At 64.1% G+C, this 23,090-nt stretch carries 22 protein-coding genes; 9 read left to right on the top strand and 13 right to left on the bottom strand.

Features of this window, described 5'->3' with window-relative positions; all coding sequences use genetic code 11:
- The first annotated feature begins 96 nt into the window (after positions 1-96).
- Complete coding sequence (locus AC3WON_RS05355) at positions 97-1,050, top strand: LysR family transcriptional regulator (protein ID WP_492317037.1); 954 nt, start codon at positions 97-99, stop codon at positions 1,048-1,050.
- Between the two features lie 233 nt (positions 1,051-1,283).
- On the opposite strand, the gene AC3WON_RS05350 is transcribed toward AC3WON_RS05355, so the two are convergent.
- The 5 genes from AC3WON_RS05350 to AC3WON_RS05330 all read right to left on the bottom strand — a co-directional run bounded on the left by AC3WON_RS05350 (position 1,284) and on the right by AC3WON_RS05330 (position 6,435).
- Positions 1,284-2,294 (bottom strand): transketolase family protein, encoded by a 1,011-nt coding sequence (locus tag AC3WON_RS05350; RefSeq protein WP_492351309.1) that lies wholly within the window; start codon positions 2,292-2,294, stop codon positions 1,284-1,286.
- Entirely contained in the window at positions 2,291-3,136 is an 846-nt protein-coding gene (locus AC3WON_RS05345; protein WP_492317035.1) for a transketolase, read from the bottom strand. The genes AC3WON_RS05350 and AC3WON_RS05345 overlap by 4 nt, the downstream gene beginning before the upstream one ends.
- A gap of 44 nt (positions 3,137-3,180) precedes the next feature.
- Complete coding sequence (locus AC3WON_RS05340) at positions 3,181-4,509, bottom strand: MFS transporter (protein ID WP_492317034.1); 1,329 nt, start codon at positions 4,507-4,509, stop codon at positions 3,181-3,183.
- A gap of 125 nt (positions 4,510-4,634) precedes the next feature.
- Positions 4,635-5,384, bottom strand: a complete 750-nt coding sequence (locus tag AC3WON_RS05335; RefSeq protein WP_492351308.1) for an SDR family NAD(P)-dependent oxidoreductase — start codon at positions 5,382-5,384, stop codon at positions 4,635-4,637.
- Between the two features lie 163 nt (positions 5,385-5,547).
- Positions 5,548-6,435, bottom strand: a complete 888-nt coding sequence (locus AC3WON_RS05330) for a LysR substrate-binding domain-containing protein (protein ID WP_492317180.1) — start codon at positions 6,433-6,435, stop codon at positions 5,548-5,550.
- Between the two features lie 222 nt (positions 6,436-6,657).
- Here AC3WON_RS05330 and AC3WON_RS05325 point away from each other — a divergent pair, with 222 nt between their 5' ends.
- Positions 6,658-6,846 carry a hypothetical protein gene (locus AC3WON_RS05325; protein ID WP_492351307.1) on the top strand — a complete coding sequence of 63 codons (189 nt, stop codon included), beginning with the start codon at positions 6,658-6,660 and terminating at the stop codon, positions 6,844-6,846.
- Positions 6,847-7,025: 179 nt separating this feature from the next.
- On the opposite strand, the gene AC3WON_RS05320 is transcribed toward AC3WON_RS05325, so the two are convergent.
- From AC3WON_RS05320 to AC3WON_RS05310, 3 genes are all read right to left on the bottom strand, one after another.
- On the bottom strand, positions 7,026-9,323 hold the full coding sequence (locus AC3WON_RS05320; RefSeq protein WP_492351306.1) for a xanthine dehydrogenase family protein molybdopterin-binding subunit: 2,298 nt from the start codon (positions 9,321-9,323) through the stop codon (positions 7,026-7,028).
- Complete coding sequence (locus AC3WON_RS05315) at positions 9,320-9,787, bottom strand: (2Fe-2S)-binding protein (protein ID WP_492317030.1); 468 nt, start codon at positions 9,785-9,787, stop codon at positions 9,320-9,322. The genes AC3WON_RS05320 and AC3WON_RS05315 overlap by 4 nt, the downstream gene beginning before the upstream one ends.
- A 308-nt stretch (positions 9,788-10,095) precedes the next feature.
- On the bottom strand, positions 10,096-10,548 hold the full coding sequence (locus tag AC3WON_RS05310) for a MerR family transcriptional regulator (protein ID WP_114130898.1): 453 nt from the start codon (positions 10,546-10,548) through the stop codon (positions 10,096-10,098).
- A gap of 218 nt (positions 10,549-10,766) precedes the next feature.
- Here AC3WON_RS05310 and AC3WON_RS05305 point away from each other — a divergent pair, with 218 nt between their 5' ends.
- The 4 genes from AC3WON_RS05305 (at position 10,767) to AC3WON_RS05290 (ending at position 14,896) form a co-directional block, all read left to right on the top strand.
- Positions 10,767-11,597: an alpha/beta fold hydrolase gene (locus AC3WON_RS05305; protein ID WP_492351305.1), complete on the top strand. Its 831-nt coding sequence runs from the start codon at positions 10,767-10,769 to the stop codon at positions 11,595-11,597.
- A gap of 310 nt (positions 11,598-11,907) precedes the next feature.
- Positions 11,908-13,143 (top strand): NADH:flavin oxidoreductase/NADH oxidase family protein, encoded by a 1,236-nt coding sequence (locus tag AC3WON_RS05300; protein ID WP_492351304.1) that lies wholly within the window; start codon positions 11,908-11,910, stop codon positions 13,141-13,143.
- Complete coding sequence (locus tag AC3WON_RS05295; RefSeq protein ID WP_492351303.1) at positions 13,136-13,654, top strand: type 1 glutamine amidotransferase domain-containing protein; 519 nt, start codon at positions 13,136-13,138, stop codon at positions 13,652-13,654. Before AC3WON_RS05300 ends, AC3WON_RS05295 begins: the two co-directional genes overlap by 8 nt.
- A 255-nt stretch (positions 13,655-13,909) precedes the next feature.
- The gene (locus tag AC3WON_RS05290; RefSeq protein WP_492351302.1) at positions 13,910-14,896 is read left to right on the top strand and encodes an acetoacetate decarboxylase (ADC); all 987 of its coding nucleotides are present in this window, start codon (positions 13,910-13,912) and stop codon (positions 14,894-14,896) included.
- 53 nt (positions 14,897-14,949) lie between these two features.
- Here AC3WON_RS05290 and AC3WON_RS05285 read toward each other — a convergent pair whose 3' ends face one another.
- On the bottom strand, positions 14,950-15,792 hold the full coding sequence (locus AC3WON_RS05285) for a universal stress protein (protein WP_492351301.1): 843 nt from the start codon (positions 15,790-15,792) through the stop codon (positions 14,950-14,952).
- A gap of 32 nt (positions 15,793-15,824) precedes the next feature.
- Positions 15,825-16,661 (bottom strand): universal stress protein, encoded by an 837-nt coding sequence (locus AC3WON_RS05280; RefSeq protein ID WP_492317025.1) that lies wholly within the window; start codon positions 16,659-16,661, stop codon positions 15,825-15,827.
- A gap of 304 nt (positions 16,662-16,965) precedes the next feature.
- On the opposite strand from AC3WON_RS05280, the gene AC3WON_RS05275 reads away from it, so the two are divergent.
- From AC3WON_RS05275 to AC3WON_RS05265, 3 genes are read left to right on the top strand one after another with little or no spacing between them, the layout of a single operon-like run.
- On the top strand, positions 16,966-17,421 hold the full coding sequence (locus AC3WON_RS05275) for a universal stress protein (protein WP_492351300.1): 456 nt from the start codon (positions 16,966-16,968) through the stop codon (positions 17,419-17,421).
- 7 nt (positions 17,422-17,428) lie between these two features.
- Positions 17,429-18,442, top strand: a complete 1,014-nt coding sequence (locus AC3WON_RS05270) for a zinc-dependent alcohol dehydrogenase family protein (protein ID WP_492317024.1) — start codon at positions 17,429-17,431, stop codon at positions 18,440-18,442.
- Positions 18,443-18,461: 19 nt separating this feature from the next.
- Positions 18,462-19,784 carry a phosphoribosyltransferase gene (locus AC3WON_RS05265; protein ID WP_492351299.1) on the top strand — a complete coding sequence of 441 codons (1,323 nt, stop codon included), beginning with the start codon at positions 18,462-18,464 and terminating at the stop codon, positions 19,782-19,784.
- 139 nt (positions 19,785-19,923) lie between these two features.
- On the opposite strand, the gene AC3WON_RS05260 is transcribed toward AC3WON_RS05265, so the two are convergent.
- From AC3WON_RS05260 to AC3WON_RS05250, 3 genes are all read right to left on the bottom strand, one after another.
- Complete coding sequence (locus tag AC3WON_RS05260) at positions 19,924-20,727, bottom strand: IclR family transcriptional regulator (RefSeq protein WP_492317022.1); 804 nt, start codon at positions 20,725-20,727, stop codon at positions 19,924-19,926.
- A 167-nt stretch (positions 20,728-20,894) separates the two neighbouring features.
- Entirely contained in the window at positions 20,895-22,229 is a 1,335-nt protein-coding gene (locus AC3WON_RS05255; RefSeq protein ID WP_492317021.1) for an MmgE/PrpD family protein, read from the bottom strand.
- Between the two features lie 12 nt (positions 22,230-22,241).
- The gene (locus tag AC3WON_RS05250; RefSeq protein WP_492351298.1) at positions 22,242-23,090 is read right to left on the bottom strand and encodes an alpha/beta fold hydrolase; all 849 of its coding nucleotides are present in this window, start codon (positions 23,088-23,090) and stop codon (positions 22,242-22,244) included.

Raw genomic sequence — 23,090 nt, 5'->3', positions numbered from 1 at the left:
GTAAATTCAGATATTCTTAGCCCCTGTATAAGCAATCCCTTAAGTGCGGATCAAACTGCACATCACGGGACCATCCAAAGCCGCCCCCAACCGCCCATGTCGTCCTTCCTGCGCGCCCTCACCCTTCGCCAGTTGCAGATCTTCGTCACCGTGGCCAGGCACGCCAGCTTCGTGCGCGCGGCCGAGGAACTGCACCTGACCCAGCCTGCGGTCTCGATGCAGGTCAAGCAGCTTGAATCCGTGGTCGGCATGGCGCTGTTCGAGCGGGTCAAGGGGCAGCTCACGCTGACCGAGCCCGGCGACCGCCTGCTGCACCATGCGTCCCGGATCCTCGGCGAGGTCAAGGACGCCGAGGAAGGCTTGCAGGCGGTCAAGGACGTCGAGCAGGGCTCGATCACGATCGGGCTGATCAGCACGTCGAAGTATTTCGCCCCCAAGTTGCTGGCCGGCTTTACGGCTCTACATCCGGGCGTGGACCTGCGCATCGCCGAAGGGAACCGCGAGACGCTGCTGCGGCTATTGCAGGACAACGCCATCGACCTCGCGCTGATGGGCCGCCCGCCGCGCGAACTGGATGCGGTGTCGGAACCCATCGCCGCGCATCCGCACGTGCTGGTGGCCTCGCCGCGTCACCCGCTACACGATGCAAAGGGGTTCGACCTGCAGGAACTGCGTCACGAGACCTTCCTGCTGCGCGAACCGGGTTCCGGCACCCGCACCGTGGCGGAGTACATGTTCCGGGACCACCTGTTCACGCCGGCCAAGGTGATCACCCTGGGCAGCAACGAGACCATCAAGCAGGCCGTGATGGCCGGCATGGGCATCAGCCTGTTGTCGCTGCACACGCTGGGACTGGAGCTGCGCACCGGCGAGATCGCGCTGCTGGACGTGGCCGGCACGCCGATCGAGCGCATCTGGCATGTCGCGCACATGTCCAGCAAGCGCTTGTCGCCGGCCAGCGAGAGCTGCCGCGCCTATCTGCTGGAGCACACGGCGGAGTTTCTGGGGAAGGAATATGGGGGGCTGATGCCGGGGCGGCGGGTGGCGTGAGGTGGTCCCCGCCGGATTTTCCGCATTGCCCTCGAATAACGCCGACGGGACCTCAGGGTAAGCCAGTCGACATTGATGGAGCTATGCGCCAGACCTGAACGTGGCGTTATTCAGGTCTGGCGGCAAGCAATGGCGCTTCAGAACTTCAGATAGCCGTTCAACCAGACCGCCGAAAGCAACCACCAGCTGCGGGCATTGTCCCGGCAGATAACGTCTCGGTCCGGCACTGATCGCTACTCAATCCACCGCTTGATGGCATCGGCCATGACGTTCGCCGAAATTCCATAGCGATCGTGCAATGTGGGCAGCGCCCCGGCATCCAGGAACGCATCCGGCAATCCCACCTGCCGAAACGGCACAGGGATGCCAGCTTGCATCAGCGTCGTCGCGACCGCTTCCCCGAGGCCGCCGATTACGGTGTGATTCTCGGCGACCACCACCAGGCGCCCTTTTCGCCTGGCCTCGCGCAGGATGGTCTCGGTGTCCAGCGGCTTGATCGTCGGCACGTGCAGCACCGCCACGCCGATGCGGTCGGCCTCCAGCGCCCTGGCCACCTCCAGCGCGCGCATGGTCATGATGCCCGACGAGATCACCAGCACTTCGGCGCCGTCGCGCAGCAGCTTGGCCTTGCCCAGCTCGAACTTGTAGTCGTACTCGTCAAGCACGACCGGGACATTGCCGCGCAGCAGGCGCGCGTACACCGGGCCGTTGTGGGCGGCAATGGCCGGCACCATCTGCTCGATGTCGATGGCATCGCACGGGTCGATCACGGTCATGTTGGGCATGGCGCGCATCAGCGCCAGGTCTTCCGCGGCCTGGTGGCTGGGGCCGTAGCCGGTGGTCAGGCCGGGCAACGCGCAGACGATCTTCACGTCGAGGTTGTCCTCGGCGATCGCCTGGTGCATGAAATCATAGGCGCGCCGCGTCGCAAACACTGCATAGGTGGTGACGAAGGGCTGCGCGCCCTCATGGGCGAAGCCGGCGGCGGCGCCCATCAGCAGCTGCTCGGCCATGCCCATCTGGTAATAGCGCTCCGGGAAGGCCTGGGCAAAGAGATGCAAGTCGGTGTATTTGCCCAGGTCGGCCGTCATGCCGATCACGTCCTGCTTGTGCCGGCCCAGTTCTACCAGCGCGTGGCCGAACGGGGCCGATCTGGTCGCCTGTCCTTCCCCGGCGATGGAGGCGATCATCGCCGAGGTCTTCAGCTTCGGCTTGGCGTTGGTGGTTGCGTTGGTCTTGCTCATGCTTGTCTCCCGGCTTCCAGGGCCTGCAGTGCGAGTTGCCATTCGTGGGCATCCACGCGGATAAAGTGGTTCTTCTCGCGCTGTTCGAGAAACGGCACGCCGCATCCCATGCGCGTATCGCAGATGATCATGCGCGGCTGCGCGCCGCGGTGCTCGCGCGCCGCGCGCAAGGCAGCGGCCACGGCGTCGATGTCGTTGCCGTCCACGCGCTGGGTGAACCAGCCGAAGGCTTCCAGCTTGGGGACCAGGGGCTCGAACGCCATGATCTGGGTGGAGGGCCCGTCAGCCTGCTGGTTGTTGACATCGACCACGGCGATCAGGTTGTCCAGCTTCCAGTGGGCGGCGGACAGAATGCCTTCCCAGATCGCACCTTCATCCAGCTCGCCGTCAGAGAACAGGGTGTAGACGAAATTGTCCGAGCCCTTGCGCTTAAGCCCCAGGCAGCGGCCCACCGCAATGGTCAGGCCCTGCCCCAGCGAGCCGCCGGACATCTCCATGCCGGGCGTGTAGCTGGCCATGCCCGACATCGGCAGGCGGCTGTCGTCGCTGCCGTACGTCTCCAGCTCTTCGGCAGGCAGGATGCCGGCTTCCAGCAGCGCTGCGTACAGCGCGATGGCGTAATGGCCGTTGGACAGCAGGAAGCGATCGCGCCCTTCCCATTCGGGGTCTTCGGGGCGGTAGCGCATGGCGTCGAAGTAAGCCACGGCGAGCACGTCGGCGATGTCGAGTGCCTGGCCGATGTAGCCCTGGCCCTGCACTTCGCCCATCAGCAAGGCGTTGCGGCGGATGCGGTAAGCGCGTTCCCGCAAGGACACGGCCTTGTCGGTGGTTTGGTGTTGCATGGTGTCTCCTGCAAGCAATGGATCGGAATTCAGGGAAAGGGGTATCAGCGGTTCACGCTCCTGGCCGGGACCAGGAACACCAGCATGGCGCCGAACACCACGGTGGCCGAGATAAACACCAGCCCGGCGGTGGACTTGCCGGTCAGGTCGTTGAGCCAGCCCACGATGGCGGGCGAGAAGAAACCGGCCAGGTTGGCGACGCAGTTGACTGCGGCAATCCCGGCTGCGGCGGACATGCCGCCCAGCAGCGCGGTAGGCAACGCCCAGAACTGCGAGGACGAGGCCAGGATGCCGGCCGCGGCGATGCACAGGCACACCAGCGATGCGCTGACACTGCCCAGCATCGGCAGGATGGCGAACCCGGCGGCGGCAGTGACCATCGGCACGATCAGGTGGAAGCGGCGCTCGCGGCGGCGGTCGGCGCTCATGCCGACCAGCGGCAGCGCCACGATGGCGCACAGGTACGGCAGCGCGGTGTAGATGCCCACCCACAGCGGATCGGCCACGCCGGCCTTGCGAATGATGGTGGGCAGCCAGAAGGTCAGGCCGTACTGGCCCAGCACCACGCAGAAGTAGATCCCGGCCATCAGCCACAGCCGACGGTCGCTCATGAAGGACCGGATCGACATGTGTTCCATCTTCTGCGCGTTGTCGCCTTCGATATTGCGCCTAAGCAGCGCCTTCTCGGCGTCGGTGAGCCAGTGCGCCTGGTCGATGCCGTTGTCCAGATAGAACAGGATGGCCACGCCCAGGAACAGCGACGGCAGCGCCTCGATCAGGAACAGCCATTTCCAGCCGGCCAGGTCGCCCACGCCGTGGAAGGCATGCATGATGTAGCCCGACAGCGGCCCGCCCACGATGCCCGCCAGCGGGATCGCCATGAAGAACAGGGACAAGGCCTTGGCGCGGCGCTCCGACGGGAACCAGTAGGTCATGTACAGGATCACGCCAGGCGCAAAACCGGCTTCGGCCACGCCCAGCAGAAAGCGCAACACGTAGAACTGGGTCGGCGTGGTGACAAAGGCAAAGCAGGCCGAGATCACCGCCCAGGTCAGCATAATGCGCGCCAGCCAGCGCTTGGCACCGACCTTGTGGAGGATGACGTTGCTCGGCACTTCAAAGATGAAATAGCCAAGGAAGAAGATGCCGGCGCCCAGGCCGTAGATGGTCTCGCTGAACCGCAGATCGCTGAGCATCTGCAGCTTGGCAAAGCCGACATTGACCCGGTCCAGGTAGGCGCCCAGGTAGCACAGCATCAGGAACGGGATCAGCCGCTTCACCACCTTGGCGTAGGTGCGGGTCTCGAAGGTGGCGGAATCGGCGTGCAGCGTCGCTTCGCCGCCCATGGGCGAAGCCGCGTATTTGGTCTTCATCGGTTGTCTCCTGCCTGGTGGCGCCGCCCCGCGGTGCACCGGCTGTCAGATGTTCCGCCTCTGCGGGCGGCCTGAATTCAGTCCACTGAATCAGTGAAATCGGTCGGTGCCTGCCATGTCAATGACTAGTGGATCAGCATGCCCCCGTTGACGTCGAGCGTGATGCCGGTCAGGTAGGCGGACATGTCGCTGGCCAGGTACACGCAGGCATTGGCCACGTCGGCGGCATTGCCCAGGCGGCCCAGCGGGATGCCCTTGATGATGCCGGCGCGCATCTCGGGGGTGAGCTTGTCGCCGGTGATATCGGTCTGGATCAGGCCCGGCGTGATCGCGTTGACGCGGATGCCGTCCGGCCCGAACTCGCGTGCCATGGCGCGCGCCAGCCCCAGCACGCCGGCCTTGGCGGCGCTGTAGTGCGGACCGCCGAAGATGCCTCCGCCGCGCTGCGCGGACACCGACGACATGCAGACGATGCTTCCGCGCTTCTGTTCGCGCATCTGCGGCAGCACGGCCTGCGACATGTACAGGGTGCCGCGCAGGTTCACGTCCAGCACGGCGTCGTAGTTGGCGGCCTGGATATCCAGCGTGCGCACTGGCTGGGTGATGCCGGCATTGTTGACGAGCGCATCGATGCGCCCGTAGCGCTGCAGCACGGCCTGGACCGCGCGCTCGCAGGCGGCCTTGTCCGTCACATCGCAGGCCAGCCCGAGATGCTGGTCGCCCAGCTCGCCGGCGGCGGCCTGGGCATCTTCCAGGCGGAGGTCCAGGATGACCACGGCGGCGCCCTGGGCGGCGAACGCCTTGGCGGTGGCTTTGCCGATGCCGCGTGGGGAGGCGGCCCCCGTGATGATGACTACATTGTTCTCGACCAGCATCTTTGTCTCCTTTGACATTGGGTCGAGTTTTGCCCCTGGCGGCGTTCCGATCAACGCGGTCTGCCTCAGGTATTGCTGAGAAATTTTCAGGGAATGGCGGGAGGCGCTTCAGGTCAGGCGCCGCTGGCGGCACTTTCCTGCCCCGCATTGTCGCCTGTGGCCCTCAGCCAGGCGCCGGCAGCTGGCGCTCCATCCAGGCCAGGAAGCGCGCCACGCGCGGCAGGTCGGCGTTCTGCGCGGGATAGACGAGATGGTGACTGCCAACCTCGATGGCATGGGAGTCGTCGAACACGGGTACAAGGGAACCCTTACCGATCAGAACCGACGCCAGCAGCGTGCTTTCCAGCGCCACCCCAAGCCCCAGTGCCGCTGTCTCGAGCGACATATACGAGCGGTCGAAGGTGAAATCGAACGTCTTGTGGGCGGCCGGGATGCCGAATCTGGCAAACCATTGCTGCCATTGGACCAGCGGGGTCTCCGAATAGATGAGGCGGTGCGCGAGCAAATCGGCCGGTGACGTTATCGGATGCTTTTCAAGGTAGGCCGGCGAGGCGAGCGGCGCTATGGTTTCCCGGCGCAGGGTTTTGACCTGGATATCGCGCCAATGTGCGTAACCGTGGCGGATGTCCACATCGTAGTACCCGCTCGTAAAAGAAACGTCCTCATAGGAGCAGGACAGATTCAACTGGATATCGCCATTGTCTGCCTGGAACGATTCCAGTCGCGGCAACAGCCACATCAGCCCGAAGCTGGGGCTCGAATGGACCCGGAGGATCTCGACGTTCGCCGGGCTGGAAGCGCGCTCGGTCGCGCGATTCAGGTCAGCAAGCACACCCGTGATGTCCCTGAGGTACTGCTCACCCACAGGGGTCAGGACCAGTCCACGTCCCTGCCGGAAGAAGAGGGCCTGGCCGAGCGCATCCTCCAGATTGCCGATCTGGTGGCTGACAGCGGATGCCGTCAAGCCCAATTCCTCCGATGCCCGGCTGACGCTCTTTGTTCTGGCAACGCTCTCGAAGGCGATGATTGCCTTCACCGGTGGAATCCGCATGGCTGGGGGAATGGCTGGTGGATCGGGCCAGAATTGCCCAGTCCGATCCCGGTCATGAACATTCGGGAATTCTACTTCGACTCGATGTAGAGGCATCACCGAAACAACGGTGATCGGGCGTAGCAACCTGAAACTTGCTAATGGTGGCCGCATCACGCGGCCAAGTTCACGCGTTTAGGAGCTCGCAATGCAAAAAAACGAACCACGTCGAAACATGAAACCATGCTGGCCGCCAATCCAGCAGACTGCCTCGAATCGCTCGAGCACATCAGCGCCAGCCTTAGTTGCGTCCTGTCCCTGCTGGAAGTGGAAAGCGAACGTTCCGAAGCATGCCACGGCATTCACTGCCTGGTGGTCATGATCAAGTTGAAGCTTGATCGGACTGCTGCGGAGCATTTCCCCTTGGACTGAGGCGGATGTCTGGCGCGGCCGCTACGAGGGCAGCCTTGATGGCGATTGGTCATACTGGAGAATGAAGGATAACCGCGGCTTCGGCTGCGGTTGTTTACTTTGAACGCCTGATACAAGGTTGGGCTGGCTGGACCGTCGCTTGTCGGTTGCGGATTCAACCGGCCAACCTTGTTATTGCCTTACATCATTGGCAGCTGCCGCACCGACTTGCCGGTGAGCTGGGCGACGGCATGTGCCACGGCCGGCCCGATCGGCGGCACGGCAATTTCACCGACGCCGCTGGGCTCAGCCGTGCTGGGCACGATGTGGGTTTCGATCACCGGTGCCTCAGCCATCTTCAGCATCGGATAGTCGGGGAAGTTGCTCTGCACGACCTGCCCGTCCTTGATCTGGACCTGGCCGTACAGCGCCGCAGTCAGCCCGAAGATAATCCCGCTTTCCATCTGCTGCGCAACGATGTCCGGATTCACCACCGTGCCGCAGTCCACGGCGCAGACAACGCGATGCACGCGCGGCTTTCCGTCCTTGAGCGACACCTCTGCCACCTGTGCCACCACCGAGCCGAACGAGTTGTGCAGCGCGAGCCCGCGCGCACGCGGCGCGCCGTCCGCAGCCGGTGCCGGCGGCTGGTTCCAACCTGCCGCCTGCGCTAAGGTGTCGAGCACCTTCAGCTCACGCGGGTGCGCCTTGAGCAAGTCGCGCCGCATCGCTAGCGGATCGAGTCTGGCGGCCGCTGCCACGTCGTTCAGAAAACCTTCCAGGAAGAAGCCGTTGCAGGAGTGACCGACGCTGCGCCAGAATCCGATCGGTACCGGCAAATCGACCACCACGTGCGCAATGTGCTCGTGCTCGATCTCGTATGGCAGGTCGAACAGGCCCTCGGCGGTATAGCGGTCGATGCCGAGCGACGGCGCGCCAAACAGGCGCTCCAGCTCGCCGGCCAGGATCGACTGCCCGGCACTGCGCGAGGCGATGGCCGTCACCCTGCCATTCTCGACGCGCGCCTTCAGCCGTGCGATGGCCTGCGGACGATAGAAGTCGTGGCGAATGTCGTCCTCACGCGACCAGATCACCTGTACCGGGCGGCCCTCGGTCCTGGTGGCGATCGACACGGCCTGGCCGATGAAATCCGACTCCAGTCGCCGTCCGAAGCCGCCGCCAATGAGCGGGATGTCGATATGCACCTGGTCCCGGCTCACACCTGCCGTGCGCGCCGCGACCAGTTGCGCAAGCGTTGCCACCTGGGTGGGCGCCCAGAGTTGCACGCGATCCCTGGTCACCCGCGCCGTGCAGTTGATCGGCTCCATGGCGGCATGCGCCAGGTACGGCACACTGTATTCGGCCTCGACGATGGTTGCGCCGCCCGTCTTGTCAAAGGCCTTCAGGCCATCGCCCATCGAACGGTACGTGAAACCGCCCTTGTCGCTGTCGAGCGCGCTGACGAGCTGCTGCCGGATGCCGGCGGAATCGAGCGTGGCATGCGGCCCGTTGTCCCAGACCGGTTCGAGCGTCGCCAGGGCCTGCCGTGCCTGCCAGTAGTGGTCGGCCACCACGGCCACGCCCGGTGCGCCGCCTGCCGAGCCCTCGAACGGCACGACATAGCGCACGCCGGCCATGGCAAGCGCCGCCTTCGACTGGAAGGTCTTGAGTTTGCCGCCAAACACCGGGCACATGACGACCGCCGCGTACAACATGCCGGGCGGCCGCGCATCGATGGCAAAGCGTGCGCTGCCATCCGTCTTGCTGGCGATGTCGTTGCGCGGTGCAGGCTTGCCAATCAGCTGGTATTGCGAAGCCGGCTTGAGTGTGACGTTCGATGGCGGCGCAATGTCGCGCGCCTTCCGCGCGACCGCGGAGAAAGGCATCTGCTTGCCGCCCGGGCCAATGAGCTGGCCTTCCCGCACCGTCACCTGTGCCGCCTGCACGCCCCATTCGCGCGCAGCAGCTTCCACCAAGGCGGTGCGCGCGGTCGCGGCGGCCTCGCGCACTGGCTGCCAGCCGTCGGCCACGCTGCTGCTGGCGCCGGTGATGATAAGGCCGATCTCTCGCGCGCTCTTGGCCATGATCCAGTGCAGCGCGCGCGCCCAGGTCTTGTCGGCATCGTCAGGATGCAGCGGCAGCGAGCTGTCGCCCATGGTGACGACATTGCCATAGATTCGTTCAATGGGCGACGACTCGATGCTCACCCTTGCCAGCGGAATATCGAGTTCCTCGGCAGCCAGCATCGACAGCGCGGTGTGGATGCCCTGCCCCATCTCCACTCGCGGCATGGCGAGGATGACATTGTCTTCCGGCGTGATCTTGATCCAGCCGTTCAGGGCAATCTGGCCGGTCGCTTCAGGAAACGCCGCAGGATCGCCAAGCCGGCTGCGAGGGGGCATCACGCCCCAGCCGACCACCAGCGCACCGCCAAGCCCTAGCGCCCCAAGCAGAAACCGGCGCCGTCCGCGGCGCGGGGTGGTTGCCTTGGCGCTCATGCGCGCCCCTCGCGCAGCGCCTTCGCTGCACGCATGATGGCGGTACGCACGCGCGGATACGTGCCGCAGCGGCACAGGTTGGTGATGGCGGCATCGATGTCGGCATCACTCGGGTCTGGCTGTCGGGCCAGCAGGTCCGCCGCCGCCATCAGCATGCCTGACTGGCAGTAGCCGCATTGCGGCACCTGTTCGTCAATCCAGGCCTGCTGCAGCGCGTGGCGCTGGCCCGGCGCGTCGGCCAGCCCTTCGATCGTGGTGATGCGCTTGCCGGCCACCGCCGCGACGGGCAAGACGCAGGACCGCACCGCCGCGCCATCCAGATGCACGGTACACGCGCCGCAAGCCGCGACGCCGCAGCCAAACTTCGTGCCCGTCAGGTTCAAATGGTCCCGCAGCACCCACAGCAAGGGGGTGGCCGGATCGCAATCGACGCTGACCGGCTGGCGGTTGACGTCCAGATTCATGTGTTATCTCCTTGCCCTTACCGAAATTCGTGCTGGCTTGTCACGTATGCCAGGCGCTTTGGCCGCGCTGTGCACAGACCATGCCAGCCAGTGCCTGAGGCAAGCCGATTAACGGCCGGCAGCCAGCACTTTAAGATTAAACTCAACTTGAAGGTCAAGCATCCAGATGCGGATAGTTCAGATTGGACTCATTCCGATCACCTTGTGGATCCCAACGCGGATACTGAAGGGATCGGGACCGAAGTAGACCGACTCATTGGGAGACACGTGCGCCAGTGGTTTCCGGCGCTGCCCAGCACGTTCCGGCATCAGCTCGCTGCGGGGCGACGGGTCTTGCCCCGAACTGGCACGACGGCCCCTTCTTCGCGGAGGCGGTCCAGCACCCACTTCGTCCTGTCAGAGCACGGCATATCCGCAGGCCGGTTTTCGATGTTTCGGATGGCGGCGAGCAAATGGGTCTTGTTTTGTTTGAGGCGCTTCTGCATGTCCTCGATTTCTGCGACTTTCCGCTTGAGGGCATCCAGTAGCTCATCGTGCTGCCAGTTCCCCGAACCGAGCGGTAGCAGATGGCGGATCTGATCGAGCGAGAACCCCGCGCTCTGCGCGCTGGCGATGATTTCCAGAATCCATACCGCCTCCGGCGGGTAGTCGCGATAGCCATTCGCCTGGCGCTCGACCGCCAGGATCAATCCGGCCGCCTCGTAAAAGCGAATGCGGGAGGCCGTCAGACCGCTGAGCCTAGCCAGTTCTCCAATTCTCATACGGCACCTAAGAAAGCATTGACATTAAGGTTCACTTTAATCCTACAGTGAATCTCGGCCCGGCAAGGCAGGCCGACCTGGCTAGCGTGGTGGCCCCGGCCACATTCCCTCCCCCTCATCTACCTATCTGGAAAGGAGCAGGACTCGACCTCCGCGCAGCAAATATCAGCGCGCACATCGCCGATTGCAGGCTTATGCATTACACAGGAGAAGCAAAAATGGCATACGTGACAACAAAGGATGGCGTTGAGATCTTCTACAAGGACTGGGGTCCACGTGACGCACAGGTTATCTTCTTTCATCACGGTTGGCCGCTCAGCGCTGACGACTGGGATGCCCAGATGCTTTTTTTTCTGGCGCACGGCTATCGGGTTGTCGCCCATGACCGTCGCGGCCATGGACGATCCAGCCAGGTCTGGGACGGCCATGACATGGACCACTATGCCGATGATGTTGCGGCAGTCGTAAACCACCTCGGCGTGCAGAAGGCAGTCCATGTCGGGCATTCCACGGGCGGTGGCGAGGTCATTCATTACGTCGCGCGTCTTGGGGAGGACCGCGTCGCCAAGGCGGTACTCATCAGCGCCGTTCCGCCGCTGATGGTGAAGACCGAGAGCAATCCGGGAGGTCTCCCCAAGGATGTCTTCGATGGCCTCCAGGCCCAGCTCGCGGCAAATCGTGCACAGTTTTATTACGACATCCCCGCGGGCCCTTTCTACGGCTATAACCGCCCTGACGCGAAACCGTCGGAAGGCGTCATCTGGAATTGGTGGCGGCAGGGAATGATGGGCAGCGCCAAGGCCCACTATGACGGCATCGTCGCCTTCTCGCAGACCGACTTCACCGAAGACCTGAAGAGCGCAACGATTCCCGTTCTGGTGATGCATGGCGACGACGATCAGATTGTCCCTTATGCAAACTCGGGGCTCTTGTCGGCAAAGCTGCTCAGGAACGGCACCCTGAAGACCTATCCGGGTTTCCCACACGGGATGCCAACTTCGAACGCCGAAACGATTAACGCCGAGCTCCTCGCGTTCGTGCGAGGCTAACAGCCACAGGTGCCGGACGAATAGCTTTCTGGCACCTGGCTGTCCCCTCGCGATGCCATTCAGGTCGCTCGAGCGCGCGGCAGTGAAGAAGAAGGAAATCGCAGTCCTGCTCGCCACGTTTTGTGGCGAGCCTTTTTCGTTTAACAGGTCCCGTCAGCGCTAAAAAATGCCACGGACTGCAATTGCCGCCGTTCGGCGTCCATGTCTCGCTGCCATGCATGGCGCCACTCATACATCACCTCACAAAGGGTCTTGACATTAAAGTTGACTTCAACCTTAAAGTCGAGCCACGATCAAACGAGGTGACCCCATGAACGTGTTCGACAAGTTGATTCTTCGTAACGGTTCAAGTGTTCCGAACCGAATCGCCAAAGCCGCCATGGAAGAGAACATGGCGGACGCTGACCACGCGCCCTCGGAGGAACTGATGAGCCTGTACAGGGCTTGGGCAGAGGGGGGTGCCGGCCTGCTGATTACGGGCAATGTGATGGTGGACAGCCGTGCCATGACGGGGCCAGGCGGCGTCGTGCTGGAAGACGCCAGGCATCTGGACCGGTTCAAGCGCTGGGCGCAGGTCGGGCGATCCAAGGGAGCGCAGTTCTGGCTGCAGATCAACCATCCCGGCCGCCAGATGCCTGCCAACCTGGGGCAACCCACCTGGGCCCCCTCTGCCGTGCCAATGAACCTGGGCAACATGTCCAAGCACTTCAACACGCCGCAGGCGATGACGCGGGAGGTCATCGAGGACGTGATCCGGCGTTTTGCCCGCACGGCGCAGCTGGGGGAACAAGCGGGTTTCACTGGCGTCGAGATTCACGCGGCGCACGGCTATCTGCTGAGCCAATTTCTCTCGCCTTTGAGCAACCAGAGAACGGATGCGTGGGGTGGCCCGCTGGAGAACCGCGCTCGCCTGCTCTTTGAGATCGTCAAGGCCGTACGCGCCGTGGTTTCGCCCGGGTTCGCGGTTGCTGTCAAGCTGAACTCTGCCGACTTCCAGCGTGGTGGCTTCAGCGAGGATGACGCCCGCCAGGTTGTGAAGATGCTCAACGAGCTGGCCGTTGACCTAGTCGAGTTGTCGGGAGGCAGCTACGAGGCCCCGGCCATGCAGGGTGAAGCCCGCGACGGCCGCACGCTCGCCCGCGAGGCCTACTTTGCAGAGTTCGCTCGCGACCTCCGCGCAGTGGCGAAGATGCCAGTGATGGTCACAGGCGGCATTCGCCGTCGGCCGGTGGCCGAGCAAGTGGTCAAGAGCGGCGTGGACATGGTTGGCATCGGTACTGCCCTGGCCATCGACCCCAATCTGCCGCGCGATTGGCGTGCCGGCAAAGACAGTGCGCCTGCGTTGCTCCCGATCCGCTGGAACAACAAGCCGCTGGCCTCGTTGGCCAACATGGCGGCAGTCAAGTTTCAACTGCGCAACCTTAGCCGAGGCAAGGCCACTGATCCCAAGGTCTCACCGCTGCGTGCGCTGATCCTGCAGCAGATGTCCAACGCCTGCCGCGTCCGTCGATACCGGCGCTGGGTGGGGCAGCGCGCCCATGGCTGACCAGACAACTCCGCAAGCTGATGTCGAGACCTTTCGGACCCCGTGCATCCATGAACTCACTGCTGAAGAACTTGCTCACCTTCGCGAAGACGTTCTTGCTAGCGCTTCCCGTGCTGGCGAGAGCAGGGATTTCCGTGACGCCCCGGACCTCAAGCGCCTGGCCGAGGCGATCTACCAGCAGGGAGGCATCGTTTCAGCGGTCTGCCACGGCAATGCAGCACTGGTTCAACTTCAGGGGGCAGATGGCAAGCCGCTCATCAGTGGTCGGCGCGTCACGGGCTTCTCCAACTTCGAGGAACAACTGTCGGGCATTCGGGATCAAGTCCCGTTCTATCTGCAAGACGCCATGGGAGCTGCTGGGGGGAAATACGAGAAGGCGTTTCTGCCCTTCACCTCCCATGTCGTCACCGACGGACGTCTCGTCACGGGGCAGAACCCTCAGTCGAGCAAGGCTGTAGCGAGGCAGGTGCTGGCGCTACTGCAGCCGCAGGCCGAGACTGAAGCCAAGTAGGTTATTCATCCCTACATGCCGCTTTCATGTGAAAAATGAAAATCGCGGAAAACCGCTTGACCTTCAAGTCAAGTTCGACCTTGGGATGCTCCTCAGCATCAATAACGCCCGACCTGAAAATGGACTCCTGACTCAGCCCGGGAAAATGTTCTGGATAAAGGAGAATCGATTTCCACCACTCGAATGAGAAAAATTTCGCCAGGCAGATGTCTGGGCCCGCAGGCTATTCCAACTTAAACATCAAAGTATCGTCATATGAAAATCAGAAATCTTGCGGCTGCAGCAGGTGTAATCCTGAGCGTCCTCTTGAATCCTTCATGGGCCGATGGCACATCGAAAACTATGCAGGCTGAAAGCACAACCATCAACCTCGCAGGACATGAGGTTCCCGTGGTCAGAGGCGGGCTGTATGACCGCTATCGCTCGAATCCTCCGCTTTCCGTCATTCAGCAGGAGGCTCCAGACGTTGACTTGAGCTGGTTCAAGGATCTCAAGAAGGAGAAGGTAGATATTGGCTTTGAATCCTACTCGCCAAACTTCTACTACAAGAACAGCAGGGTGACGGCCATCTTCACCGCCGACTTGGACAAGCTGCGGGAACTGATGCCTGCTCAAGTCCTGGAGAGGGTTCAACCCCTTCAGGTCTGGCCGGGCAGAGGCCTCATCGCACTCACCGCCTACTCGTATGGCTATTGCGACAACGACAGCTACAACGAGATTGGTCTTTCCGTCATCACAAATCGGCCGGGTAGCTCCAATCTTGGACCGCTTACCCTGGTGAGCCAGGCGATGTCGAACGATTTCTGGGGCTACGTACTGAAGCTTCCGGTAAATACCGAACTCGCCAGGGTACGGGGTGTGGTGGGCTACAACCTACCCAAATGGCTGACCGGCATAAACTACCGCGAAACCGACAAATCGGTTGTCGTCGAGATTCTTGACAGCGAAACGGGCAAGGTCGATGTCACCCTTGAAACCAAGAAGCTGGGCGACCTTTCGAGCAAGACCTCCATGGCCACGAACAGCTTTACAAATGTCGATCAGAATGGGCGATTGACTACTGGTTATGCGATTTCCCGTCAGCTTAGTCACACCTCCAGTACAAATGCGGAGTCGGTGAACCTCACGCTTACCGAGGGGAGCTTATCGACGTATATTAAGGCGCTGAAGCTGGGGAAGATGATGAAATACGAGTACGTGCCAGAATTCCAAAACGCGCTGTATTCCCCCAAGCCGCTGTGATCCTTCTGTCGTTGAGTCGACGCCGGTAGCCCCAATCGCCCAGAGGGTTAGCCTCAGTGCGACATGAAGACTGGCAAGCCTGACTGGCGCAGCAGGGCGCGGGTGGTGCCACCCAGCACCAGCTCCCTCAGCCGGGAGCGGCCATAGCCGCCCGCGACCAGCAGGCCGGCCTGAACCTTGGCCGCAAGTTGTGGCAGCACGTGGTCGGGATCGCCCTCTCCGACCAGCAGACTGGCGTGGATGCCATGGCTGAGCAGCCACGCTGTCAGCCGATCCGCGCTGTCACGATAGGCCGCTTTCTCACCGGCAGCGCTGTGCTTGCCAGCACTGACCACCAGGACGGTAACGGCGCTGGCATGCACAAGCCACGGCAGTGCGTCCACGACCGCGCGCGCGGCCTCCCGGCCGCCGTTCCAGGCGATGGCGACATGGCCGCCAAGTCGCGGGCCGGACGCGCCCGGCACCAGCAGGATGGGCCGGCCTGCATTGAGCATCGCGTACTCCGCGACCCCGGCCAGCAGAGCCGGCACATCGGCCTGCGCCGAGGGCGCTGCGGGCAGGATGAGATCGGCGAAGCGGCCCTCGTCGGCAAGCGCCCAGCCAGACTCGGCTTCGACAACGATGTGCCGGGTGGGAATGGCCGGCGAAACTTGCCCGGTCAGCGTTTCGAGTGCGTTCCTGTGAGCCGCAGCCAGCTTGTGTAAATGGTTCGCGGCAAGCACGCCGTATTGCCCGGCTTCTTCGCCCGCCCCACGAAACGGCTCCAGGTGCGTTCCTGTTGCCGTCAGTCCGACCACGCTGCCGCCGGACTTTTCGGCAAGCCGTGCTGCCGTTTCAATGCGTGCGGACCGTGCAGCATCTTCGCTCAGGTCGACAAGGATGGTTCTGAAGTCCATGACGTGATTCCACTCTTTGGTTTGACCTTGCATCATCGTGAAAACAGCACCGGTGCGGTCATTGAGTCAAGCAGCGTACGCGTGACACCGCCCAGCACCAGTTCCCGCATGCGACCGTGTCCGTAGGCACCCATCACAATCAGGTCGGCATCGAAATCCGCCGCGCGCGAAAGGATGAGTTCGCCGATGGTCAGGTCAGCCCCACCAGGACCGTGTTCGATTTCCACCGCGACGCCGTGGCGCTCCAGCACGCGTGCGGCGTGGCCGACCGGGGTGGCGTCGGCTCTTGCCTCCTTGGCCGCGGTCTGTGCGCAAAGAATGCGCGCCTGCGCGCCGGCCATCAGCGGCACGGCGTCGTGAAGCGCCCGCGCCGCCTCGCGGCTGCCATTCCACGCCACGATCACGCGCGTACCCAGCGTTGGAAACGTGCCCGCGCACGGCACCACGAGCGTCGGTCGGCCGGTCTCCAGCAGCAGCGATTCCAGCAGTTGCCGGGCCACCGGCCCTTCGGTATTGCCGGGGTCGTACTGGCCGGCAACGACCAGGCCGGCCTCGCGGGCCTCGCGCAGCACCGATGCCACCGTCCCCTGCTCCGCGGCGCGCCACTCCGCGCGCACCGGCATGGCCTGGGTTGCAGCCAGAAACTGCGCGCGGACGTCTTCCCTGACCTGCTTGCGCCGGGCCAGATCGTCCGCGACATATTGCTGCGCGCCTTCCATGAGGTAGAACCAGGCAGGATCGGGAATGAAACCGGCGTACATGCCGATCAGCCGGCACTGGCTGGCCGCCGCAAGTCGCCCCGCCACTTCGAGCCGCTGCCGTGCCTGCGGATTGCTGTCCAGATGCACCAGGATGCTGTCGTAAGCCATGATCGCCCTCACCCTCAACTACAGACCAGTCTAGGCAGCAAGGCCGAGCGGCGCTTGACCCGGATCAACGGGCCAGCATGCGGCGACATGGCTCAAGTTCGTCCTCATGTGCGGTGGAGGCTACTGCGAACAAAGGTATGAAAACCCGTCAAGCCATGCGGCCATCACTTCTGTCTGCGGTCAATTTCTCGCGGCGCCTGCCCCTTCGGGTTGACCTATATCAAGCGCTTATCGAGGCCGGCGCCTACGCTGAATGCAGCGCATCGCAACGTCGAACACACCCTTGCCCTTCAGGAGATCCATCATGTACCAGCGCATCCTGCTCGCCGTCGATGGCAGCCGTTCTTCCGACCTGGCACTGAGCCAGGCCATCATCATCGCCAAGGCAACCGGGGCCGAGGTCAAGGCGTTGTTCGTGGTAGACGACAGCGATGTGTTCTTCGAGGCCAGTTACTTCAACCCCAAGGAACTGGTCGACAACATCACCGCGCACGGCCGCAAGGCGCTGGATGCCGCCTCAGCCAGGCTCAGCGAAGCAGGCGTGCGCAATTCGGTGAAACTGGATGAAAAGCCGGTGGCGCCCGGCCGGATCTCGTTGACCATTGTCACCGAAGCCGATGCGTGGAATGCCGACCTGATCGTGCTTGGCACCCACGGCCGCCGCGGCGTCCGGCGCCTGCTGATGGGCAGCGTGTCGGAAGGCGTGCTTGCCAAGACCAGCAAGCCTGTGCTCCTGATCCGCAGCGAAGTCGAAGGTTAGGCGCGCCATGCCCCACCAAACCATGCGTGCGATGGTCTTCGAGGGCGCAGGCCTGCCGCTGCGCCTCCACCACTTGCCGGTTCCCGAACCGGGGCCCGGCGAACTTCGCATTGCAGTGGGGGCTTGCGGGGTGTGCCGGACCGACCTGCATATCGCCGACGGCGACCTGCGCCATCCCAAGCCGGTGCTCATCCCGGGACATGAAATCGTCGGACGGGTGGATTTGTGCGGCGCCGGTGTCACCGCCTTCAAGCCGGGCGACCGCGTCGGTGTGCCCTGGCTCGGACATAGCTGTGGCCATTGTCGCTACTGCCTGCGTCATCACGAGAATCTTTGCGACGCACCGTTGTTCACCGGCTATACCCGCGATGGCGGCTATGCGGAGTACGTTGTTGCCGACAGCGGCTATTGTTTCCGGATTCCGCCCGGCTACGATGACGAACACGCCGCACCACTACTCTGCGCCGGCCTGATCGGCTACCGGACGCTGCGCATGGCGGGCGCAGCCAGCCATGCGCAGCGCGTCGGCATCTACGGCTTTGGCGCCGCCGCCCACCTGGTGACGCAGATCGCGGTGGCGCAAGGCCGCGAAGTCTACGCCTTCACCCGCACGGGCGACGCAGGCGCCCAGCAACTCGCCTATCAATCCGGCGCGTGCTGGGCCGGCGCGAGCGACCTCGAGTCGCCCGTGCCGCTGGACGCCGCGCTGATTTTCGCCCCGGTGGGCGGGCTGGTGCCCAAGGCGCTGCGCGCCGTGGACAAGGGTGGCATCGTGGTCTGCGGCGGAATTCATATGAGCGATATCCCAAGCATGCCTTACCAGCTGCTTTGGGAAGAAAGGCGCCTGTGTTCCGTAGCCAACCTCACGCGTGCCGACGGCTTCGCGCTGATGGATATCGCCGCCCGGACCCCGCTGCATACGCACACCACCGCGTATCCGCTGGAGCAGGCCAACGAAGCACTGGCCGACCTGCGCGAGGGCCGGCTTACCGGCGCCGTCGTCCTGAAACTCCGTCAATAGATCCCTGGCAGATAGTTCGATGAGCCGTTACCAGACACGTTTTCAGGCACGTGAGCATGCGGGCTCAGAGCTCGCCTGGGCGTTGCGCGCGTATCGGGGAACCGGTGCCCTGGTGCTGGCGATTCCGCGCGGCGGCGTGCCGGTCGGGCGCGTCGTGGCCGACGCACTGGGCGCTGACTTCGACCTGGTGATGGCGCGCAGGATCGTTCCTGGCGTAGCACTGGACGACTCTGGCGCGACATGGTGCACGGACGCAATGGACGCAAGTGGCGGCGCCGACAGCCAGCGTGATGCCCAGTTCGACCAGCTTCGCAGGCAGCGCGCCGTGTATACGCCGGTTCGCAAGCCGGCGGATCCGGGCGGTCGCGTGGTGATCGTCGTGGATGACGGCCTGGTGAGCGGCGCAACGATGTATGCGGCCCTCGCCAGCCTGCGCAAGCGGCACCCTGCCCGGCTCATATGCGCGCTCCCGATCGCCACCCCAGCCGGGCTGGACCGGGTCCGCGCGCTTGCCGACGAAGTCATTTGCCTGGATACCCCGGACCGCATCGAGAACCTCTCGCACTTCTATCATGAGTTCCAGCTGGTCAGCGACGACCGCGTCCGGCAGTTAACAGGGATACCGCCAGCGCAACCCCAGACCCACGCCCGGCCAGGTGCGGTGGCGGGCGTGCCGTCGTTGAGCAAGGCGATGCTGATTCCGTATCAGACCACTCGGCTGCGGGCCATGCTCGAAACGGCGCCGAACCCGGCCGGCGTCGCGGTGATGGTGTATGCCGGTGGCGCGCAACGCCGTGCAGCCCGAAGCCATTACCTGGCACGCAAGCTGCGCGCGAAAGGATTCGCCACCATGCTCGTGGACCTGCAGCCTGACAGCCGCGTCGACGACGCACCGGAATCGGAGGTCGATGAGCTGGTGGCAAGACTGGACCAGACTTTGAGCTTCCTGCGTACCGGGACGCCCTGCGCAAGCTTGCCTGTGGGCCTGCTAAGTACCGGCACCGCAGCGGCGGCAGCCCTGCGCTCGGCCGCGTGCGGCGCGACGCAACTCAGCGCCGTAGCCTGTGTTGCGGGGCGGCTGGATCTCGCGGCCAGCGCAACCCTGCGGCAGCTTGAAATCCCTGCCTTGCTGATCTGTGCCAGCGGCAATCCGAAAGACATCCAGATCAACAATCTTGCATTCGAACAGATGCATTGTCCGCGGCAACTGAGGCTCATCCCGACCAGCGGCCGCGGATTTGAAGACCGCAGGGCCCTGGAAGACATCGCGGCACTCACGATAGGCTGGTTCGAGCGGCACCTTGCGCCCCCATCTTGTCCCCGGCTGGGTTACGGCGGATGACCTGGCGGGTTGCTCCGGGCTGTGCCTGATGCGTGAGGCTCAGCCTCAAAGACCGGGCAACAATCTCGGGACCAATAAGGGTCAGCCCGTCCTTTGGCATGGGGCGAAAGCCGGCGCGGATCTCGATACTGCAGCGCCCTTACTCCACCCGCAGCATCCGCGCCTGTATCGCCGCTGCAAGTTCCATCAGTGGCTTGGCCAGCGCCGCCTCGACAGCACCGGCATCCTGGTGCGTGGATACGCTGACGTTCAGTACATGGACGGCATATTCGTCAAATCGCAATGGTGTTGCCATGGCCACAACCTGAGGCTGCCATGACGCCACGCAGTAGCCTTTCTCATGCACGGAAGACACCGCGGCATCGATTTCGCGTCGCAGCTCCCCCCAGCCGCGGCCGCGGTTCTTGTCGGCCATGGCCCTCATCATCGCGTTGAACGCCTCAGGTGCCAGCGTTGCGAGGTGCGCGCGGCCGAGAGAGGTCAGCGCCATCGGGATGCGCTGCCCGCTCACCACCGTGCGCAGTGACTGGCGCCGGTTGTAGCGGAACGACTCCAGGTAGATCATCTCGTCTCCCTCGGCGACCGCCAGTCCGACATTGATCTTGTGCCGCATGGCAACCTCGGCCATCATCGGCGCCGCGACCCTGAGAACCTGCGAGCCGTCGCGCATGGCATGCGCCATGCTGAGGACCGGCACACCCAGCCGGTAGGCCCGGCACTGCGGGACATACTCGAGCATGCCGGTCTCAATCAGCGACTGCGTCAGGCGGCTGACGGTCGAGCGGGACAAGCCGGTGCGCTCGGCAATCTCGCTGTTGCCGAGCATGGACGCGCCGGCGCGGAAGGCGCGCAGTACGGCAATGCCACGTTCGAGCGAGCGGTTGGGCGTCGCCTTGCCTTGGCCTGGTTTGATCCGTTCGATATTGACGGTGCTGTTTGGCATGACAGGGGATCACTGCGCACCAGTGACCGTTCTGGAAAGCGGCGTCCGGTGCATGCATTTGCTGGGTTGCACCCGCCGCAGGCAATGCTACTCGATGCCGATCTCCTTGTCCTTCACCGCTTGTGTTCGTCATGCCGGTGACCGCGTTGGCGCCGGGGCGCCGCTGCTCAGCCAAACAGGCTGACCACCGGCTCCGTCTCGACGTGCCAGATCTTCTGCGCCAGCCGGCGCGCGCCATCGGCGCCTATCACCGGCGCTGCCAGTTCGATCAGCTTGCCGTCGAGGTCGGCGTCGGACAGCGGGTCCTCCGGATCGCCCTTGCGATTTGGCTGCAAGTAGTCTGCCGTGGCCCCGTCCAGGGTTTCGATCTCAATCCTTGCCGCGCGCTTGCCAGGAAACCAGCCGTCGATTTCAGGGTCGACCTCGACAGTCATGCAGTCCATCAGCCGGCGCGTCTCGCTGTCCCACAACCGTTCCGGCGTGTAGGCCGACAAGCGCACGCTGCCATGCACCAGGGCGGCGGCGACGATGAACTTGAGGCTGAACTTGGCTTCGTTCTCGCTTCTGGGGTCGAGATAGCAGGCGATATCCAGCGCCGGACGATACGTGGCGACGCGGATGCGACGGATCTGGGCGGTGTCGATGCCCAGCTTCGCTTTCAGCGCCAGCGCGCCGTCGATTGCAGCAAAGGTATGGCCGCAGCCAACGTGGTTCTTGAAGGTCAGCCGGCAAATATGGAAGTCTTGCCCAAGCGTCGATGCCAGCCCGTTCCAGTCAGGGCCGTCCGACATCGCGCGCCCCATGCCGGTCTCACCGTCGAGCACATCGAGCGAACCGGTGATGCCGGCGATGGCGGCGCGGGCGGCCAGCAATCCGGCCTCCGCTGCGCGGCCTGCGTGCAGCGGCTTGGACATCGAGTCCATGCGGAACGCCTGCTGCAGCCCGGCTGCGAAAGTCGCCGCGGTCGCCAGCGCGTGGGCAAGCTGCTCCTCGTTCGCGCCATGGATGAACGCCGCGGCGGCCGCAGCGCCGAAGGTGCCGACAGTCGCGGTGCTGTGCCAGAAGCGATAGTGCGCCCGGCCCAGCACGACGCCGATGCGCGTTGAGACCTCATAGCCGACGACGATGCCCTTGAGCAGCGTTTCGCCGCTGGCGCCCGCGTCCTGTGCCGCAGCAATGGCGGCGGCAATGGTGGCGGCGCCTGGGTGATACATGGCATCACGGAAACTGTCGTCGATCTCGGCAGCGTGGGCGGCAGCGCCATTGAGCAGCGCCGCGGCGCGCGCCGTGGCGCGTCGCCCCATTGGCAGGGTGGCGTTGCCGCGGCCAAGCTCTTCTTCCAGCACGCGCTGCAGGCGCTGGACCGCATCGGTGCCGATGCCCGGGAACAGCGCCGCATGCCAGTCGACCAGCGCGCGCTTCGCATGATGCAGCACCTCGGCTGGCAGCGGTCCTGCCTTGATGGCGCTGAAGAAAGGCCCAAAGACCTCGGTTGCGTTCAAGATAGGTTCTCCTCAGCCGGCCTGCGCCGGCGTGTCGGGGAGCTGCTGCAGCCATGCCTGCAGCAGCCGGTTGACTTGTTGGTGGGCCTCGTACTGGACCCAATGCCCGGCGCCCGGCACCACGCTGACACTGACTTCGGGCGCGTCGGCTGATGCGTGCCGCGAATCGCGGGCGATCCCGGCAATCGATTCGGGCGACATGGTTACATCCGTTTCGCCCCAGATCATCAATACCGGGCCGGGAAAGCGCGCCAGCGCCTGCTGCAATCCGCCCGCACGCGAGATCGACTTGCTATGGAAGCGGGTCGCACGACAGGCACGCGTGTGGATGGCCACGGCTTCGCTGTCGATGGCGGCCGGGTCGGCGAACATGAATGCCGCCAGATTGTCGCGCATCGCCGCGGCAAGCGCGTGCGGATCTTGGCAGCGGCGCCAGTCGACCAGCGCCCGCGTCATGCGGCGCGGACCGCCATGGCCGGCCGGCCCGAGCAACGCCAGGCGACCGGCATCGATATCGCCAAGGCCCGCATGGGTCGCAAGGTGCGCCGCCACCAGCGCGCCGAAGGAAAAGCCCACCAGGTCGACACGGCCAGGCGATAGCTGGGCCAGCGAGCGGGCCAGGACCTCGACGAATCCCGGCAGGTCGGCGCGCGGCGCCGCACCTGAATCGCCAAAACCCGGCATGTCTGGCACCAGTAGCCGGCGGCTCCGGGACAACGGCCCGATATTGCGCATCCAGTGCTGCCAGTTGCCATGGCCGCCATGCAGCAGCACGCTCGCCGGGCCGTCGCCAAAGCTTCGCCAGATGATCTCGCACCCATCGACCGAGGTCACCAGGGCACCGTCGCGCTCGTTGCACAT

The organism is Cupriavidus sp. FW305-46 (assembly GCF_058787075.1).
This window is presented reverse-complemented; position numbering and strand designations above follow the sequence as displayed.